At 69.7% G+C, this 18,762-nt stretch carries 15 protein-coding genes; 12 read left to right on the top strand and 3 right to left on the bottom strand.

All coding sequences use genetic code 11. From position 1 onward, the window contains the following. Positions 1-27 precede the first annotated feature (27 nt). Positions 28-1,305, top strand: coding sequence for a lipid IV(A) 3-deoxy-D-manno-octulosonic acid transferase (gene waaA / locus ACYAF3_RS08280; RefSeq protein ID WP_003114538.1), 1,278 nt, complete (start codon positions 28-30; stop codon positions 1,303-1,305). A 48-nt stretch (positions 1,306-1,353) separates the two neighbouring features. Here waaA and ACYAF3_RS08275 read toward each other — a convergent pair whose 3' ends face one another. The 3 genes from ACYAF3_RS08275 to ACYAF3_RS08265 form a co-directional block, all read right to left on the bottom strand. Next, the gene (locus tag ACYAF3_RS08275; RefSeq protein WP_003095727.1) at positions 1,354-1,953 is read right to left on the bottom strand and encodes a helix-turn-helix domain-containing protein; all 600 of its coding nucleotides are present in this window, start codon (positions 1,951-1,953) and stop codon (positions 1,354-1,356) included. 77 nt (positions 1,954-2,030) lie between these two features. Then, the gene (locus ACYAF3_RS08270; RefSeq protein ID WP_003158381.1) at positions 2,031-3,977 is read right to left on the bottom strand and encodes an oxidoreductase; all 1,947 of its coding nucleotides are present in this window, start codon (positions 3,975-3,977) and stop codon (positions 2,031-2,033) included. Then, positions 3,955-4,152, bottom strand: coding sequence for a hypothetical protein (locus tag ACYAF3_RS08265; RefSeq protein ID WP_153519013.1), 198 nt, complete (start codon positions 4,150-4,152; stop codon positions 3,955-3,957). The genes ACYAF3_RS08270 and ACYAF3_RS08265 overlap by 23 nt, the downstream gene beginning before the upstream one ends. On the opposite strand from ACYAF3_RS08265, the gene ACYAF3_RS08260 reads away from it, so the two are divergent. From ACYAF3_RS08260 to aruH, 11 genes are all read left to right on the top strand, one after another. Continuing rightward, the gene (locus ACYAF3_RS08260; protein ID WP_003095722.1) at positions 4,151-5,242 is read left to right on the top strand and encodes an ABC transporter substrate-binding protein; all 1,092 of its coding nucleotides are present in this window, start codon (positions 4,151-4,153) and stop codon (positions 5,240-5,242) included. The two genes, ACYAF3_RS08265 and ACYAF3_RS08260, sit on opposite strands and share 2 nt — an antisense overlap. 76 nt (positions 5,243-5,318) lie before the next feature. Next, on the top strand, positions 5,319-5,966 hold the full coding sequence (locus ACYAF3_RS08255; protein ID WP_003114535.1) for a TetR family transcriptional regulator C-terminal domain-containing protein: 648 nt from the start codon (positions 5,319-5,321) through the stop codon (positions 5,964-5,966). A gap of 117 nt (positions 5,967-6,083) precedes the next feature. After that, positions 6,084-6,818, top strand: coding sequence for a two-component system response regulator AruR (gene aruR, locus ACYAF3_RS08250; RefSeq protein ID WP_003095718.1), 735 nt, complete (start codon positions 6,084-6,086; stop codon positions 6,816-6,818). A gap of 3 nt (positions 6,819-6,821) precedes the next feature. Beyond that, the gene (locus ACYAF3_RS08245) at positions 6,822-7,598 is read left to right on the top strand and encodes a substrate-binding periplasmic protein (protein WP_003114534.1); all 777 of its coding nucleotides are present in this window, start codon (positions 6,822-6,824) and stop codon (positions 7,596-7,598) included. Continuing rightward, positions 7,595-9,847 carry an ATP-binding protein gene (locus tag ACYAF3_RS08240; protein WP_023088642.1) on the top strand — a complete coding sequence of 751 codons (2,253 nt, stop codon included), beginning with the start codon at positions 7,595-7,597 and terminating at the stop codon, positions 9,845-9,847. Before ACYAF3_RS08245 ends, ACYAF3_RS08240 begins: the two co-directional genes overlap by 4 nt. A 183-nt stretch (positions 9,848-10,030) precedes the next feature. After that, positions 10,031-11,443: an amino acid permease gene (locus tag ACYAF3_RS08235; RefSeq protein WP_003116157.1), complete on the top strand. Its 1,413-nt coding sequence runs from the start codon at positions 10,031-10,033 to the stop codon at positions 11,441-11,443. Between the two features lie 258 nt (positions 11,444-11,701). Further along, positions 11,702-12,493: an enoyl-CoA hydratase/isomerase family protein gene (locus tag ACYAF3_RS08230; protein ID WP_012614620.1), complete on the top strand. Its 792-nt coding sequence runs from the start codon at positions 11,702-11,704 to the stop codon at positions 12,491-12,493. A 20-nt stretch (positions 12,494-12,513) separates the two neighbouring features. Next, positions 12,514-13,674, top strand: a complete 1,161-nt coding sequence (locus ACYAF3_RS08225) for an acyl-CoA dehydrogenase family protein (protein ID WP_003095708.1) — start codon at positions 12,514-12,516, stop codon at positions 13,672-13,674. 66 nt (positions 13,675-13,740) lie between these two features. Beyond that, positions 13,741-15,831: an acetate--CoA ligase family protein gene (locus ACYAF3_RS08220; RefSeq protein WP_003158378.1), complete on the top strand. Its 2,091-nt coding sequence runs from the start codon at positions 13,741-13,743 to the stop codon at positions 15,829-15,831. A gap of 42 nt (positions 15,832-15,873) precedes the next feature. After that, positions 15,874-17,553: a 5-guanidino-2-oxopentanoate decarboxylase gene (locus ACYAF3_RS08215; RefSeq protein WP_004347641.1), complete on the top strand. Its 1,680-nt coding sequence runs from the start codon at positions 15,874-15,876 to the stop codon at positions 17,551-17,553. A 22-nt stretch (positions 17,554-17,575) separates the two neighbouring features. Then, positions 17,576-18,757, top strand: coding sequence for an arginine--pyruvate transaminase AruH (gene aruH, locus ACYAF3_RS08210; RefSeq protein ID WP_003102073.1), 1,182 nt, complete (start codon positions 17,576-17,578; stop codon positions 18,755-18,757). Positions 18,758-18,762: the final 5 nt, after the last annotated feature.

Genomic DNA, 18,762 nt, shown 5'->3' with positions numbered 1-18,762 from the left:
GCGGGAGTTTTGCTAAGCTGCGCGCCCATGAACCGTACCCTCTATACTCTGCTGTTCCACCTCGGCTTGCCGCTGGTGGCGTTGCGCCTGTGGTGGCGCGCGCGCCAGGCGCCGGCCTATGCCAAGCGCATCGGCGAGCGTTTTTCCCTGTCCTTGCCCGAGGTGCCGCCCGGCGGCATCTGGGTGCACGCCGTCTCGGTGGGCGAGAGCATCGCCGCCGCGCCGATGGTGCGGGCGCTGCTGGAGCGCCATCCGCAGTTGCCGGTCACCGTCACCTGCATGACCCCGACCGGCTCGGAGCGCATCCGCGCATTGTTCGGCGAGCAGGTCCGGCACTGCTACCTGCCCTACGACCTGCCCTGGGCGGCGGCGCGCTTCCTCGACCGGGTGCGGCCGCGCCTGGCGGTGATCATGGAAACCGAGCTGTGGCCCAACCATATCCATGCCTGCGCCGTGCGCGGGATCCCGGTGGCGCTGGCCAATGCGCGCCTGTCCGAGCGCTCGGCGCGTGGCTACGCGCGCTTCGCCGGGCTGACCCGGCCGATGCTCGCCGAGCTGTCCTGGATCGCCGTGCAGACCGAGGCCGAGGCCGAGCGCTTCCGTCGTCTCGGCGCGCGTCCTGAGTGCGTCAGCGTGACCGGCTCGATCAAGTTCGACCTGCGCATCGACCCGCAGCTGCCGCTGGCCGCTGCCGCCCTGCGCGAGGAATGGGACGCGACGGCGCGACCGCTGTGGATCGCCGCCAGCACCCATGCCGGCGAGGACGAGATCGTCCTGGCAGCCCACCGGCGCCTGCTGGAAACGCGTCCCGACGCGTTGCTGATCCTGGTGCCGCGCCATCCGGAACGCTTCGCCGGCGTCCACGAGCTATGCCGCCGCGAAGGCTTCGCCACGGTCCGGCGCTCCGGCGGCGAGCCAGTGGCACGCGCGACCCAGGTGCTGCTCGGCGATACCATGGGCGAGCTGCTGTTCCTCTATGCCCTGGCCGACATCGCTTTCGTCGGCGGCAGCCTGGTGCCCAACGGCGGGCACAACCTGCTGGAGCCGGCGGCCCTGGGCAAGCCGGTGTTCGCCGGTCCGCACCTGTTCAACTTCCTCGACATCGCCGCGCAATTGCGCGACGCCGGGGCGCTGCTCGAGGTGACGGATGCCGGCGAGCTGTGCGACGGCCTCGCGCGCCTGTGGGCGCAGCCGGAGGTCGCGACGGCCATGGCCACTGCCGGAGAGAAGGTGCTGCGCAACAACCAGGGCGCCCTGGAGCGGCTGCTGGCGGGGTTGGCGCGGTTGCTCGGGCGCGGCGGGTAGCGCTCGCCCCGTCGGCCCTCCCCTGGCCCTGCATCGCGACAGGGCGTTTCAGAACGTCGGCGGGGTGATCACCCAGAGCACCAGGGTATCGCTGTCGCCCGGGTTGCCGTAGCGATGCGGTTCCTGGCTGGAGTAGCTGAAGCTGTCGCCCTCGCGGAGCTGGAAATGGCGGTCGCCGACCCAGAGTTCGAAGATTCCGCTGAGGATGTAGCCGGCTTCCTCGCCCTCATGGCTGTAGCTCTGCTGGCTGTAGGTGCCCGGCGGGAAACGCGAGTGGAGGATCTCCAACTGGCGGCTGGGCTGCGGGGTGAGCAGTTCGTCGATGATGCCGTCTTCGTAATGCACGCTCATGCGCGTGTTGCGCCGCACCACGTAGCCGGCGTCCGCCGGGTCCACCGCGGCCTCGCTGGCGAAGAACCACTGGATGGTCACGCCGAGGCTGCGGGCGATGTTGAACAGCGCCGGAATCGACGGATACGCCAGGTTGCGTTCCAACTGGCTGATGTAGCCGGCGGTGAGTTCGCTCTGTGCGGCCAGCTCGGCCAGGGTCAGGCCGCGGCGCTTGCGCAGGCCGCGGATGCGGGTGCCGAGGAAGTGCGTTTCGCTGCGCGGCGTGTCGGTGGCGTCCGGCGGTGACGGGCGGGGCATGCGGCGGGGTCCTGGCTGCGTTTGCGGCATTCTAGGGGCTGGGCCGGGACCCGTCGAGGGAGCCGCGGCCGCGCCGCTCAGATGCTCCAGGCGGCCTTGAGCCCTTCGTAGATCGCCTCCTCGGCGGTGCGGGGGGCCAGGCAGTCGCCGATCCGCAACACCTCCGCCAGGCCGTGCAGGCTGTCGGCCAGGCGGTCCACCGGCTGGTGGCCCTGGCATAGCACCAGGGTATCGACCTCCTCGAACAGCATCGCCTCGCCGCTGGCGCTGTGCTGCATGTACACCGTGGTATCGTCGCAGCCGTACAGGCGGGCGTAGGGCGTGACCGGGATACCCAGGCGGTGCAGCTCGCCGGCCAACTGGTCGCGCACATACAGCGGCAGGCTCTCGCCGCAGTGGGTGCCGTTCACCGCCAGGCGCACCTGGTGGCCCTCGCGTACAAGCTTTTCCGCGATACCGGGGCCGATCCAGTCGCCCCGCCAGTCGGTGACCAGCACCGAACGACCGACCCGCACCTCGCCGCGCAGCACCTGCCAGGCATCCACCACCTGCAGCTCGCCGCCGCGCTCGAAAGGCGGCCAATAGGGTTCGGCGCCGGTAGCGACGATCACCAGGTCCGGCCGTTCGCGCTCCACCAGCGCGCGGTCGACCGGCGTGTTGCGGCGTACCTCGACGCCGGCCAGTTGCATCTCCCGTTGCAGGTTGGTGGAGGCGCCGCCGAATTCCGCGCGGCGCGGCAGCAGTTGCGCCAGGTTGACCTGGCCGCCGAGCTGGGCGCCGGCCTCGCAGAGCACTACCTCGTGGCCGCGCTGTGCCGCCACCGCCGCCGCCTTCATCCCCGCCGGGCCGCCGCCGGCGACCAGCACGCGCTTGCGCCGCGAGGCCGGATTGGGCGTTGCGTAGGTCAGCTCGCGGCCGGTTTCCGGGTGCTGGATGCAGGAGATCGGATAGCCTCGGTGGAAATGTCCGATGCAGGCCTGGTTGCAGGCGATGCAGGCGCGCACGTCGTCGCTGCGCCCGGCCTCGGCCTTGTTCGGCATCTGCGGGTCGCAGATCAGCGCGCGGGTCATGCCGCAGACGTCGGCCTGGCCTCGGGCGAGGATGGCCTCGGCCTCCTGGGGCTGGTTGATGCGCCCGGTGACGAACAGCGGGATCGCCAGGCGCGCCTTGAAGGTACCGGCTTCGCGGGCCAGGTAGGCCGGCTCGATGGCCATCGGCGGGACGATATGGATGGCGCCGCCGAGGGAGGCCGAAGTGCCGGCGACGATGTGCAGGTAGTCCAGCTCGCCCTGGACCGCCTCGGCCGCCTGCAGCGACTCGCTTTCGCTGAGACCCTCGGGGTCGCGCTCGTCGGCGGACAGGCGCAGGCCGACGATGAAGTCCTCGGAGGTGGCCGCGCGCACCGCTGCCAGCACTTCGCGGAGGAAACGCAGGCGGGCATCGAGGTCGCCGTTGTAGCCATCCTTGCGGCGGTTCACCCGCGGGTTGAGGAATTGCGCCGGCAGGTAGCCGTGGCTGGCGACCACCTCCACCCCGTCCAGTCCTGCCTGGTGCAGGCGGCGCGCGGCGGCGGCGTAGCCGGCGACGATCTCGTCGATCAGCGGCTGGTCGAGTTCGCGTGGCATCACCCGGAACCGTTCGTTGGGCGAGGCCGAGGCGGAATAGGCCACCGCCAGCAGGCCGTCGGCGGACTCCATGATCTCGCGCCCGGGATGGAAGATCTGCGACAGCACCACGCAGCCTTCGGCGTGGCAGGCCTCGGCGACCCGCCGGTAGCCGGGGATGCAGGCATCGTCGGTGGCCATCAGCACGTGCGAGGTGTAGCGCGCGCTGTCGTGGACCCCGGCCACCTGCATGACGATCAGTCCGGCGCCGCCGCGGGCCCGGGCGCGGTGATAGGCGACGAGTGGCTCGTTGACCAGGTTGTCGGTAGGCATCGACGTGTCGTGGCCGCTCGACATGATGCGGTTTTTCAGGCGTTTGCCCCGGATTTCCAGGGGGCTAAACAGGTGCGGGAAATTCACGGTTGGCGTCCTTCTTGTTGTTCTCGCGGCGCGCTTCAGAAACAGGATATGAATTTACCATAAGTAAAAAATCAACTTGTTTTTTTAAAATCGACTGGATAGTTTCTGTCCCGTGGCCGCTTCCCGGCGGCTCGCTGCGATCCACTCCACAACAAGAACAAGAGGAGACGCACATGAACCGTTCCTTTCCATTGCGCCGCGCGGCCAGCGCCCGTCCGCATCCGGTTTTTCCTTGCCGCGTCCTGCTCGGCGCCGTCCTGCTGGCGTTCGGCGGCCTCGCGCCGGTCCAGGCCGATGATGGCCTGGTGGTGGTCGGCTACGGCGGCGCCGGACAGAAGGCCCAGGAGGTGGCGTTCTTCCAGCCGTTCACGCAGCAGACCGGGATTCCCGTAGTGCAGAGCGAGTACAACGGCGAGATGGCCCGGATCAAGGTGATGGCCGATACCGGTCACGCCGACTGGGACCTGGTCCAGGTCGAGGGGCCGGATCTGGCGCGCGGTTGCGACGACGGCCTGTTCGAGCGTCTGGACTGGCAGGCCATCGGCGGCAAGCAGCAGTTGATCGCCAATGCCGCCCAGGAATGCGGTTCCGCCGCGCTGGTCTGGGGCGTGGCGATCGGCTACGACGCCGACCGGCTGCAACAGCCGCCGGCGTCCTGGGCCGACTTCTGGGACGTCCAGCGCTTCCCCGGCAAGCGCGGCCTGCGCAAGCGGGCGATCTACAACCTGGAGTTCGCCCTGCTCGCCGACGGCGTGCCACGCGAGCAGGTCTATCCGCTGCTGGCGACCCGCGCCGGTGCCGACCGTGCCTTCGCCAAGCTGGGCCAGCTCAAGCCCTACATCCAGTGGTGGGAGGCGGGAGCGCAGCCGGCGCAGTGGCTGGCCGCCGGCGACGTGGTGATGACGTCCACCTACACCGGGCGCATCGCCGACGCCCACCGCGCGGGGCGCAACCTGGCCCTGGTATGGCCGGGCAGCCTGTACGGCATGGACTACTGGGCGGTGGTCAAGGGTTCGAAGCGCGGCGCCGAGGCGCGTCGCTTCATCGCCTTCGCCAATGCCCCGGATGCCCAGGTGCGCTACGTCGAGAACATTCCCTACGGGCCGACCAACCGCCAGGCCGCCCAGCGCCTGCCCGCGCAACTGGCGAGCTGGGTGCCGACCGCGCCGGCGAACCTGGAGCAGGGCCTGGCGATGGACGACGAATTCTGGGTCGAGCACGGCGAGGAGCTGGAGGAGCGCTTCAACGCCTGGGCCAGCCAGTGAGACGGGCGCCACGTAACCTGCGATCATCGGGGCTGCCCGCCGGTGGTCGCGGGCGACGAGCAGGAGCCGCGAAAGGATGAACCAGGAAGTGCGCTTTTCCCGTCTGGAGCCAGAGCAGCGCAAGGCGCTGCTGATCGAGGCGACCCTGGCCTGCCTGAAGCGGCATGGCTTCCAGGGCGCCTCGGTGCGCAAGATCTGCGCCGAGGCCGGGGTATCGGTGGGCCTGATCAATCACCACTACGATGGCAAGGACGCGCTGGTGGCCGAGGCCTACCTGGCGGTCACCGGACGCGTCATGCGCCTGCTCCGCGGTGCCATCGACACCGCGCCGGGCGGCGCCCGCCCGCGGCTCTCGGCGTTCTTCGAGGCATCCTTCTCCGCCGAGCTGCTCGATCCGCAATTGCTCGACGCCTGGCTGGCGTTCTGGGGTGCGGTGGGCAGCATCGAAGCGATCGGGCGGGTCCACGACCATTCCTATGGCGAGTACCGGGCGCTGCTGGTCGGCGTGCTGCGGCAACTGGCGGAGGAGGGCGGCTGGGCGGACTTCGACGCGGAACTGGCGGCCATCAGCCTCAGCGCCCTGCTCGACGGGCTGTGGCTGGAGTCTGGGCTGAATCCCGCGACCTTCACGCCGCGGCAGGGCGTGCAGATTTGCGAGGCCTGGGTGGATGGCCTGGAGGCGGGCGCCCATCGCCGCTTCCGGCGTGCGATGGAAGCTTGTTGATCGTCCGTTCAGTAGTGGATAGGCTGCTGCTGGCAGCGGAAGGCGCCCCGGCCCCTTCCGCCCACCGTCCGACAACCCAGAACAAGAAACGCCCCGGCCCGCCGGAGGCGCAAGGTGATGGCGATGGTTCCGCGCGTATTGGTGGTCGACGACGACCCGGTGATTCGTGAGCTTCTCCAGGCCTATCTCGGCGAGGAGGGCTATGACGTCCTCTGCGCCGGCAACGCCGAGCAGGCGGAAGCCTGCCTTGCCGAGTGCGCCCATCTCGGCCAGCCGGTCGAGCTGGTGCTGCTGGACATCCGCCTGCCCGGCAAGGACGGCCTGACCCTGACCCGCGAGCTGCGGGTGCGCTCCGAGGTGGGGATCATCCTGATCACCGGGCGCAACGACGAGATCGATCGCATCGTCGGCCTGGAGTGCGGCGCCGACGATTACGTGATCAAGCCGCTGAACCCGCGCGAACTGGTGTCGCGGGCGAAGAACCTGATCCGCCGGGTGCGCCATGCCCAGGCCAGCGCCGGCCCCGCCCGGCAGGCCCTCAGGCAGTTCGGCGACTGGCTGCTGGACGCCGACCGGCGCCGCCTGATCGACCACGCGGGCAACGAAACCCTGCTCACCCATGGCGAATTCCAATTGCTCGGCGCTTTCCTGCGCAACAGCGGGCATACCCTGAGCCGCGACCAGTTGATGGACCAGATCCGCAACCGCGAGTGGCTGCCCAGCGATCGCTCCATCGACGTGCTGGTCGGCCGCCTGCGTCGCAAGCTGCGCGACGACCCGGCCGAACCGCAACTGATCATCACCATCCACGGCGCCGGCTACCTGTTCACCGCCGCGGCCAGCGACGCCTGAGCCATGCAGGCCTGCTGGCTGGCGCTCTGCGGATGGCTGCTGGGCGGCCTGGCACAGGCTGCGGAGACCATCCGCTATTGCGACTATCCGGTATACCCGCCGATCTCCTGGAGCGACGGCCAGCAGGTCCGGGGGCTGGCGCCGGAGCTGGTGAAGCGGCTGTTCGGCGCGCTGGGCTACCGGGTCGAGGTGGTGGTGCTGGGCAACTGGCGGCGCTGCCTGCTCGACGCCGCCGCCGGACGGGTCGACCTGATACTGGCCTACCGCACGCCCGCGCGCGATCGCGACCTGGCGTTTTCCGCCGAGCCGGTGCTGCGCGAGGAGGTGGCGATCTTCTACAACCGCCAGCGGCCGGTGCGCATCCAATCCCTCGGCGACCTCGCCGGCTATCGCGGCGGGCTGTTGTTCGGCGAAAGCTACGGGGCGGACTTCGACCGCTTCGTCGGCCGCCACGGCAACGTCGAATGGGTTTCCGACAGCCGACAGAACTTCGGCAAGCTGGTGCGCCAGCGCATCGACTACATCGCCCACGAACGGCGCACCGGCACGCTGTTCGCCGAGCGCCTGGCCGGCGGCGAGAACATCCGTGCGCTGCCCGAACCGCTGACGGTGGACTACCTGCGGGTGGCGGTCTCGCGGCACTCGCCGCTGGCGGCGAAGATGGACGAGATCGACCGGGCCCTGCGTGGCTATCGCGACGACGGCAGCATCCAGCGTTGGCTGGACGACAGCGTGCGCGACTATCGGCGCCTCGCCGGCAACCGCGCGGACGCCTGGTGAGCGGCCACGGCGGAGTGTTGGCGCAGCGCCTGCTGTGGCGGGTGCTGCTGTTCAGCCTGTGTTTCACCGTCCTCGCCGGCGCCGTGCAGCTGTTCTTCGAATACCGCCGCGAAATGCGCGAGATCGAGGCGCGCCTGGAACTGATCCGCAGCGGCTACCTGGCCAGCTTCGAGCGCAGCCTGTGGGATCTCAACCAGGAGCAGTTGAACGTGCAGTTGCGCGGCCTCGGGGATTTCCCCGACATCGCCCGTGTCAGCCTGCAAAGCGCCGACTTCAACCTGTTGCAGGGCGACCAGCGTCCACGCGGCATGCTGCGGGTCGAGCGCTTTCCCTTGAGCTACCAGCCGCCGGGGGGCGAGCGTCGGCAACTGGGCGAGCTGGAGATCGCCATCGACCTGGCGGCGGTCTATCGCCGGCTGGTTTCCGGCGGCCTGGCCAGCCTCTTGTGGATGGGCAGTTTCCTTTGCGGCCTGGCGGTGGCCCTCAGTTGGCTGTTCCATAGCCTGGTCACTCGCCATCTGTGGCGCATGTCCGAGTTCGCCGGGCATATCGCCGAAGGCGACCTGCAACAGCCGCTGCGACTGGACAAGGTGGACCGCGAGCGCGATGAGATCGACGCCGTCGCCGCCGCCCTGGAAGACATGCGCCAGGCCCTGCGCACCGACCGCCGCCGGCGCGATGCCGATCGCGACGAGTTGCGCCGACAGGTCGAGCGACGCACCGCCAGCCTGCGTCGGGCGAAGGACCAGGCGGAAGCCGCCGACCGCGCGAAGAGCCGTTTCCTCGCGACCATGAGCCATGAGATCCGTACCCCGCTGAACGGCATCCTGGGCATGGCCGAGCTGCTGCGCGAGGCATCGCTCGGCGAGCGTGACCGCCAGCGCCTGCGGGCACTGGCGACAGCGGGGGAGGGACTGCTGGCGATCCTCAACGAGGTCCTCCACTTCGCCCGGCTGGAGGAAGCGCCGGATGTGCCGGAAGCGGTGGACTTTTCCTTGCGAAGCCTGCTCGAGGACGTCCTCACCCTGCTCGAACCGCGGGCGCGGGAGAACGCCACGCGGCTGGACCTGTGGCTGGACCCGCAGGTTCATGACGGCCATCGCGGCGCCGAGCAGTTCCTGCGCCAGGTGTTGACCAACCTGCTGGGCAACGCGGTGAAGTTCACCGAGGCCGGCGAGGTGCGCGTTCGCGTCGAGCGGCTGGTGCGCAGCGCAGGAAGCGAGCGACTGCGGCTGAGCGTCGCGGACGATGGAATCGGCATTCCCGAGGAAATGCGCGAACGCATCTTCGAACGCTTCACCCAGGGCGGCGACGCCGTGACCCGCCGTTACGGCGGAACCGGCCTGGGCCTGGCGATCAGCAAGCGGCTGGTGGAAGCGCTGGGCGGGCGGATCGGCGTGGAAAGCCGGGTCGGCCAGGGCAGCACGTTCTGGTTCGAGATCGAGCTGGCGCTGGCGAGCTTGTCCGGCGCGACGCCGCCGGCGGCATCGGTGTCTGCGCTGGAGGTGCTGCTGGTGGAGGACGTGGCGCTCAACCGCGAGGTGGCCCAGGGCCTGCTCGAGCGGGACGGCCACCGGGTGATGCTGGCCGAGGACGCGGGGCCGGCCCTGGCGTTGTGCCGGCAGCGGCGCTTCGACCTGATCCTGCTGGACATGCACCTGCCGGGGATGGCTGGCCTCGAGCTTTGCGCCGGGATTCGCCGGCAGCTCGACGGCCTGAACCGCGCCACGCCGATCTTCGCCTTCACCGCCAGCATCCAGCCGGACATGGTGCGTCGGTACTTCGCCGCGGGTATGCAGGGCGTGCTCGGCAAGCCCCTGCGGATGGACGAGCTGCGCCGCGCGCTGGGCGAGGTCGGCACCAGCGTGCCTGCGCTTGCGGTGGACGCCGCGCTGGACCGGCAAATGCTCGAGACCCACCGCCGCCTGCTGGGGCGGCACAAGCTCGCCGGACTGCTGGGCAACCTGCTGGGAAGCCTGGACGAGCAGTTGCCGCTGCTGGCCGAAGCCCTGGACCAGGCGGACCTGGCCGAGGCGGCGAACATCGCCCATCGCCTGTCCGGAAGCTGCCACTCCATGGGCCTGGTGGCGCTCGGCGCCGGCCTGGGCGAGCTGGAGCGCGAGGCCCTGGGCGCGGCCGGGGTCGACCCGCGAGCCTGGGGCGCACGCCTGGGTAGCCTGCGCCGCGACGGCGCCGAAGCCCTGCGCCGCGCCGGCTTCCTCGGCGAAGCCGACTCAGCGGCCGGTTGAGCGGCGCGGCGAACAACTTCCTTACAGCTTTTTACATCTTCGATCCGCGCGTTCAACGGCGTCTTACATCCGCCGCCAATAATCCGCTCATCCGTGCGCAAGACACGGCCTCTGACAGAGTGGAGACAAGAATAATGAGCCATCTCGAAGACCCCTGTGCGTACCCTCATCCGGAGGTGCGCCATGGCTGACGGCAAGGAAAGGCTGCAACTCACCCGGGCCCTGGCGAGCCGCCACATCTTCATGCTGTCCCTCGGCGGGGTGATCGGCACCGGGCTGTTCATGGGCTCCGGCGTGACCATCAACCAGGGCGGCCCGGCCGGCGCGGTGCTGGCCTACCTGGTGGCCGGGGTGCTGATGTACCTGGTGATGGTCTGCCTCGGCGAGCTGTCGGTGCAGATGCCGGTCTCCGGTTCGTTCCAGGCCCACGCGACGCGTTTCATCGGCCCGGCGACTGGCTTCATGATCGGCTGGGTCTACTGGATGAGCTGGGCCTCCACGGTAGGCCTGGAATTCACCGCGGCCGGGATGCTCATGACCCGCTGGTTCCCGGAGGTGCCCGTGTGGCTATGGTCGGGTTTCTTCGTGGTCGTGCTGTTCTCCCTCAATGCCCTGGCGACCCGCGCCTTCGGCGAGGCCGAGTACTGGTTCGCCGGGATCAAGGTGGCGGCGATCCTGGTGTTCATCGTGGTCGGGGGGCTGGTGATCTTCGGCGGTATCGAACTGAAGAGCGGTGCGCCGGCGCCGATGTTCTCCAACCTGGTCGGCGAGCGGCTGTTCCCCAACGGCCTGTCGGCGGTGTTCGCGGTGATGATGACGGTGGTCTATGCCTTCCAGGGTTGCGAGATCATGGGCGTCGCCGCCGGCGAGACCGAGCGACCGGAGAAGAGCATCCCGCGGGCGGTGCGCAACGTGGTGTTCCGCGTACTGATCTTCTACGTGCTGGCCATCGTCGTGCTTTCCGCCATCATTCCCTGGCAACAGGCCGGGCTGATGGAAAGCCCGTTCGTGCAGGTGTTCGACATGGTCGGGATTCCCTACGCGGCGGACCTGATGAACTTCGTCATCCTCACCGCCATCCTCTCGGTAGGCAACTCGGGCCTGTACGCCTCGACGCGGATCCTCTGGGCGATGTCCAGGACCGGCATGGCCCCGCGCGGCCTGTCGAAGCTCAGCGCGCGCGGCGTGCCGCTCTACGCGTTGCTGATCACCCTGTGCTTCGCCCTGCTCTCGTTGCTGACCAGCGTGGTCGCCGCCGACACCCTGTTCATGGTGCTGATGGCGGTGAGCGGGATGTCCGGCACCGTCACCTGGATCGTCATCGCCTACGCCCAATACCGCTTCCGCCGCGAGTACATGGCCAGCGGCGGCACGGTCGCCGAGCTGAAATATGCCGCGCCGCTGTTCCCGCTGGTGCCGCTGGCCTGCATCGCCGTGTGCTGCTCGCTGTTCGTCTTCCTCGCCCTCGATCCCACCCAGCGGCCGTCCTTGTACTGGGGCTTCGGCTTCATCGCCGCCTGCTACCTGGCCTATTACGTGGTTCGTCGCCGGCAGCCGCAGGGACTGGGCGACCCCGCCCTGGGACGGGCCGGCTGAACGGCCATTCGCAGGACCCGACGCCCGCCGCATCCGGCGGGCGTTTTCGTTTTCGCCTGGTTGGTTTGTTCGAAGTTGTAACAGCCGGCTCGCGCGGGCCTTCGCCGCTTTTCGGCGGATCGCATGGCGTGTGGCTTTGCGCCTGCCGCAGGGCCGTTACATACACCCGAATGGGTGGATTGTGGTCTTGTTGAACGAGTGTTTAGTATTGCCTGAAAGCCGCGATCGCCATCAACCAACAATAAGAACGAGGGCCGCATGACTGACCTTTCCCCATTGCAGACGCGGGTCGAAGCCGGGATCGCCTGGCTCGTCCTGAATCGTCCGCAACAGCGCAATGCACTGGATATCCCCACCCTGGAGGCCCTGCACGTCCGACTCGATGCCTGCGAGCGCGACCCGGCAGTGCGCGCCGTGGTCCTCGGCGGCAGCGGACGCAGCTTCTGCGCCGGGGCCGATCTCGCCGAATGGGCGGCGGCTGAAGCCCGTGGCGAGCTGGAAAGCTATGGCTGGACCGAGGCCGCCCACGCCCTGATGGGGCGCCTGCACGCCCTCGACAAACCCACAGTCGCCGCCGTCAACGGCAGCGCCGTGGGCGCTGGCATGGACCTGGCGCTGTGCTGCGATTTCCGCATCGCCGCCGCCTCGGCGCGCTTCAAGGCCGGCTACACCGGCATGGCCTACTGCCCGGACGCCGGCGCCAGTTGGCATCTGCCACGGCTGCTTGGCAGCGAGGCGGCCAAGCGCCTGCTGTTCCTCGACGAAGCCTGGAGCGCGGAGCGCGCCCTGGGCGCCGGACTGGTCGGCGAGGTGGTCGCCGACGAGCGCCTGGTTGAGACGGTCGTCGCCTTCGCTGCGCGTCTCGCCAGCGGCCCGACCTTCGCCTTCTCCCAGACCAAGCGCCTGCTGCGCGACGGCGCCGGGCGCTCGCTGGCCGAGCAGTTGCGTGCCGAGCAGGCCGCCGGGCTGCTCTGCGGGCGCAGCGAGGATGCCGCCGAGGCGCTGCGCGCCGTGGCCGAGAAACGTTCCCCTCAATTCAGCGGGCGCTAGGCGCCGAGCAGGTGATTCCCATGGATTTCAGGCTGACCCAGGAACAGGACATGCTGGTCGAGGCGGTGCGCAGCTTCGTCGAGAAGGAACTGCTGCCCCACGAGGACGATGTCGACCGCGCCGACGCGGTGTCGCCGGAGCTGGCCGCACAGATTCGCGGCAAGGCCCTCGCCGCCGGTTTCTATGCCTTCAACATGCCCGAGGAAGTGGGTGGCGGCGGCCTCGACTACCTGTCCCAGGCGCTGGTCGAACGCGAGCTGTCGAAGGTCTCCTGGGCCCTCCACGTATTCGTCGCGCGGCCCTCGAAGATCCTCATGGCCTGCACCGGAGAACAGCTCGGCGACTACCTGTTGCCCTGCGTGCAGGGCGAAAAGACCGATTGCTTCGCCCTCACCGAGCCGGGCGCCGGCTCCGACGCCAATTCGATCAAGACCCGCGCGGTGCGCGACGGCGACGCCTTCGTGATCAACGGTAGCAAGCACTTCATCAGCCACGCCGGGCACGCCGACTTCGCCATCGTCTTCGCCGTCACCGACAGCTACGAGCACAACGGCCGCAAGCGCAACGCGGTGACCGCCTTCCTGGTGGACAAGGGCACGCCCGGGATGACCGTGCGCCGCGGGCCGAAATGCGTGAGCAACCGTGGCTACCACACCTACGAGATCTTCTTCGACGATTGCCGGGTGCCGGCCTCCAAGGTGCTCGGCGAGGTCGGCAAGGGCTGGGAAGTGGCCAACGCCTGGCTCACCGCCGGACGGGTGATGGTCGCCGCCAACTGTGTCGGCCAGGCCCAGCGCGCCCTCGACCTGTCGCTGCGCTGGGCGGCCGATCGCAAGCAGTTCGGCCAGCCGATCGGCAGCTACCAGGGCGTTTCCTTCAAGCTCGCCGACATGGCCACGCAGATCCGTGCCGCCGAGCTGATGACCCTGCACACCGCCTGGAAGATGGACCAGGGCACCATGACCGACGGCGAGGCCGGCATGGCCAAGCTGTTCGCCAGCGAGACCCTCGGCAAGGTCGCCGACGAAGCGGTGCAGATCTTCGGCGGCATGGGCCTGATGGATGAAGGACCGGTCGAGCGCATCTGGCGCAACGCGCGGATCGAACGGATCTGGGAGGGCACTTCGGAAATCCAGCGGCACATCGTTTCCCGCGAACTGCTGCGGCCGTTGCTGCGTTGAAGTCCTGGCTCCCCTCTTCCTCCAGGGGAGAGGGGAAGGCTGCCATGTTCCGAATCGAGAACCGACATGAATCGTGAAAACCTCAAGCGCCTGCTGGCACCCAGGCATCTCGCCTTCATTGGCGGCCGTGGCATGGCGCGTGCCCTGAAACGCTGTGCCGAAGGCGGTTTCGCCGGCCAGTTGTGGCTGGTCAATCCGCAGCACGCCGAACTCGAAGGCGTACCCTGCGTGGCCAGCGTCGCCGACCTGCCGTGCGGCCCGGACGCGGCGTTCGTCGCCACCAACCGCGAACTGACCCTCGACGCGGTCGCCGCGCTCGCCGCCAAAGGCGCCGGCGGGGCGATCTGCTATGCCTCCGGCTTCGCCGAAACCGGCGAACAGGGCCTGGCCGTGCAACGCCGGCTGCTGGCCGCCGCCGGCGAAATGGCGCTGCTCGGCCCGAACTGCTACGGCTTGCTCGACTACCTGCACGGCGCCGCGCTATGGCCGGTGGCACATGGCGGTCGGCAGGTGGAGCGGGGCGTCGCGGTACTGACGCAGAGTGGCAACTTCGCCTACAACCTGTCGATGAGCGACCGTTCGCTGCCGGTGGCCTATATGGCATCGGTGGGCAACCAGGCGCAGCTGGGCATCGCCGAGCTGATGGACGTGCTGCTCGACGAGCCGCGGGTGACTGCCATCGGCCTGCATCTGGAAGGGCTGAAGAACGTCCCGGGGTTCGCCCGCGCGGCCTACAAGGCGTTGCAGAAAGGCGTGCCGGTGATCGCCCTGAAGACCGGGGTGTCGAAGATCGGCGCGGCCCTCGCGCTCAGCCACACCAGTTCCCTGGCCGGTTCCGACGCGCTCTACGACAGCCTGTTCGAGCGCCTCGGGGTGATCCGCGTGAGCGGCCCGGTGAGCTTCGTCGAAACCCTCAAGGCCGCCGCCTGCGGCCACCTGCCTGGCGGGCCGAGCCTGGTCGCGCTGGCCTGTTCCGGCGGCGACGCCGGGTTGATCGCCGATTACGCCGAGCGCAACGGCCTGGGGTTGCCGTCTTTCGACGCCGGACAGCGCGACGAACTGGCCGGGGTGCTGCCCGACTACGCCAACATCGCCAACCCGCTGGACTTCACCACCGCCATCTGGGGCGATGCCGCGGCCCTGGAGGAAATGCTCGACAGCGCTTTGCGCAGCCCTGCCGACGCCGCCCTGCTGGTGCTCGACTATCCGGGCGAGGAAACCGGCGAGCGGCCGCAGTGCGACCTGCTTCTGCAACGCTACTGCGCCGCGCTGAAGCGCCACGGCAAAGTCGGCTTCATCGCCTCGGCGTTCCCGGAACTGCTGCCGGCCCGGGCCCGCGAGCTGTTGCACGGCGAGGGCGTCGCCGCGCTGCAGGGCGTCGAGGATGGTCTCGCCGCCTGGGGACGGATCGCCCGCTACCGCCAGCGCCGCGCGGCGCTGCTGGAGCGCGGCGAGGCGGCGTTGGTGCCGATCTGCCCAGGGCCGCTGGCGGGCGACGGCTACCTGCTCGACGAGTGGCAATCCAAGCAGGCGCTGAAACCCTTCGGCCTGCCACTGCCCCCGGGGGTGCTGAGCACCCCCGGGCAGGCCCGCGAAGCGGCCCTCGACCTCGGCTTCCCGCTGGTGCTCAAGGCGGTCAGCGCCGCGCTGCCGCACAAGACCGAGGCCGGCGGCGTGGCGCTCGGCCTGCGCAACGAGGCGGCGCTGGAGGCGGCATTGTTCGACATGCGCGAAAGCCTGGCCCGGCACGCGCCGCAACTGGTCTTCGAGCGTGTGTTGCTGGAGCGCATGGCAGGCGCGCCGCTGGCCGAGCTGATCGTCGGGGTCAAGCGCGAGGAGGGCTTCGGCCTGGCATTGGTGATCGGTGCCGGCGGGATACTCGTGGAGCTGCTGCGCGACAGTCGCAGCCTGCTCCTGCCGACCACCGACGCGGCGATCCGCGATGCCCTGCTGAGCCTGCGCAGCGCGCCGTTGCTCAGCGGCTTCCGCGGTCGCCCGGCGGTATCCATGGAGGCCCTGGTGGCGGCGATCCGCGCGGTCGCCGAATTCGCCTGCGAACATGCCGAGCGCTTGCTGGAGCTGGACGTCAACCCATTGCTGGCGGATGCCGAGGGAGCGCTGGCGGTGGATGCGTTGATCCGGCTCGCCAATGGCTGAAGGCCCGGGCGGACACGACGGCTCCCCCTCCCGCTTGTGGGAATGGGAGCAAGAGCGCTGCGGCGCGAGCGGCGACTCCGATGGTCGCCGAACTGGACGAGGATATTGCCCATGCAACCACAGAAGACCCTCACCGCCGGCCAGGCCCTGGTCCGCTTGCTGGCCAACTACGGCGTGGATACCGTTTTCGGCATCCCCGGCGTGCATACCCTGGAGCTGTACCGCGGACTTCCGGGCAGCGGCATCCGCCACGTGCTGACCCGCCACGAGCAGGGCGCCGGCTTCATGGCCGACGGTTATGCGCGGGTCAGCGGCAAGCCGGGAGTGTGCTTCGTCATCACCGGGCCGGGCGTGACCAACGTCGCCACCGCCATCGGCCAGGCCTACGCCGACTCGGTGCCGCTGCTGGTGATTTCCAGCGTCAACCACAGCGCCAGCCTGGGCAAGGGCTGGGGCTGCCTGCACGAGACCCAGGATCAGCGTGCCATGACCGCGCCGATCACTGCCTTCTCCGCCCTGGCCTTGAGCCCGGAACAGCTGCCCGAACTGATCGCCCGGGCCTACGCGGTGTTCGACAGCGAGCGTCCGCGCCCGGTGCATATCTCGATCCCGCTCGACGTGCTTGCCGCGCCGGTGGCCCATGACTGGAGCGCTGCCGTGGCGCGCCGCCCTGGTCGTGGTGTGCCGTGCACCGAGGCATTGCGGGCGGCGGCGGAGCGCCTGGCTGCGGCCCGGCGACCAATGCTCATCGCCGGCGGCGGCGCGCTGGCGGCCGGCGATGCGCTTGCCGCGCTGAGCGAGCGCCTGGCCGCGCCGCTGTTCACCAGCGTCGCCGGCAAGGGCCTGCTGCCGCCGGACGCGCCGCTCAACGCCGGGGCCAGCCTGTGCGTAGCGCCGGGCTGGGAGATGATCGCCGAGGCCGACCTGGTGCTGGCGGTGGGCACCGAGATGGCCGACACCGACTTCTGGCGCGAACGCCTGCCGCTGTCCGGCGAACTGATCCGCGTCGATATCGACCCGCGCAAGTTCAACGACTTCTATCCCTCTGCCGTAGCGCTCAGGGGCGATGCCCGGCAGACCCTTGAGGCGCTGCTGGCGCGCCTGCCGCAGGAGGCCCGCGACGCCGCGCCGGCCGCCGCGAGGGTGGCGCGCCTGCGCGCGGAGATCCGCGCGGCACACGCGCCGCTGCAGGCGCTGCACCAGGCGATCCTCGACCGGATCGCCGCCGCGCTGCCGGCCGATGCTTTCGTCAGCACCGACATGACCCAACTGGCCTATACCGGCAACTACGCGTTCGCCAGCCGAGCGCCGCGCAGCTGGCTGCATCCCACCGGCTACGGCACCCTCGGCTACGGCCTGCCGGCCGGCATCGGCGCCAAGCTCGGCGCCCCGCAGCGCCCGGGCCTGGTGCTGGTCGGCGATGGCGGCTTCCTCTACACCGCGCAGGAACTGGCCACCGCCAGCGAGGAACTGGACAGTCCGCTGGTGGTGCTACTGTGGAACAACGACGCGCTCGGCCAGATCCGCGACGACATGCTCGGCCTGGACATCGAGCCGGTCGGCGTGCTGCCGCGCAACCCCGACTTCGCCCTGCTGGGCCGCGCCTACGGTTGCGCGGTGCGCCAGCCGCAGGACCTGGACGAACTGGAGCGCGACCTGCGCGCCGGCTTCGGGCAGCCCGGCGTGACCCTGATCGAACTGCGGCACGCCTGCGCGCGCTGACCGCCGGACAAGGAGAGCATCCATGCGCTATTCCGACTTCACTCAACGTATCGCCGGCGACGGCGCCGCTGCCTGGGACATCCACTATCGCGCGCTGGCGCGGGTCGAGCAGGGCGAGGAAATCCTCCTGCTGTCGGTCGGCGACCCCGACTTCGATACCCCGGCGCCCATCGTCCAGGCGGCCATCGACAGCCTGCTGGCCGGCAATACCCACTACGCCGACGTGCGCGGCAAGCGCGCCCTGCGCCAGCGCATCGCCGAGCGCCACCGGCGGCGCAGCGGCCAGGCGGTGGACGCGGAGCAGGTGGTGGTGCTGGCAGGTGCCCAATGCGCGCTGTACGCGGTGGTGCAGTGCCTGCTGAATCCGGGCGACGAGGTGATAGTCGCCGAGCCGATGTACGTCACCTACGAAGCGGTGTTCGGCGCCTGTGGCGCGCGGGTGGTGCCGGTGCCGGTGCGCTCCGAGAATGGCTTCCGCGTGCAGGCCGAGGAGGTCGCCGCACTGATCACCCCGCGCACGCGCGCGATGGCGCTGAACAGCCCGCACAACCCGTCCGGCGCCAGCCTGCCGCGGGCCACCTGGGAAGCCCTGGCCGAGCTGTGCATGGCCCATGACCTGTGGATGATCTCCGACGAGGTCTACAGCGAACTGCTGTTCGACGGCGAGCATGTCAGCCCGGCCAGCCTGCCGGGGATGGCCGACCGTACCGCGACCCTCAACAGCCTGTCGAAATCCCACGCCATGACCGGCTGGCGGGTCGGCTGGGTGGTCGGTCCCGCAGCACTCTGCGCGCACCTGGAGAACCTCGCCCTGTGCATGCTCTATGGCTCGCCGGAATTCATCCAGGATGCCGCCTGCACCGCGCTGGAAGCGCCGCTGCCGGAGTTGGAGGCGATGCGCGAGGCCTACCGCCGCCGCCGCGACCTGGTAATCGAGTGCCTGGCCGACAGCCCCGGCCTGCGTCCACTGCGCCCGGACGGCGGCATGTTCGTGATGGTCGACATCCGTCCCACCGGACTTTCCGCCCAGGCCTTCGCCGACCGCCTGCTGGACCGCCATGGCGTATCGGTGCTCGCCGGCGAAGCCTTCGGCCCGAGCGCCGCCGGTCACATCCGCCTCGGCCTGGTGTTGGGCGCCGAACCGCTGCGCGAAGCCTGTCGGCGCATTGCGCTGTGCGCCGCCGAGTTGCTCGGCCAGGCCTGAACCCC

It is taken from the genome of Pseudomonas sp. TZ252, from assembly GCF_056110345.1.
The sequence above is the reverse complement of the archived record's forward strand: the minus strand, read 5'-3'. Positions and strand labels throughout refer to the sequence as shown.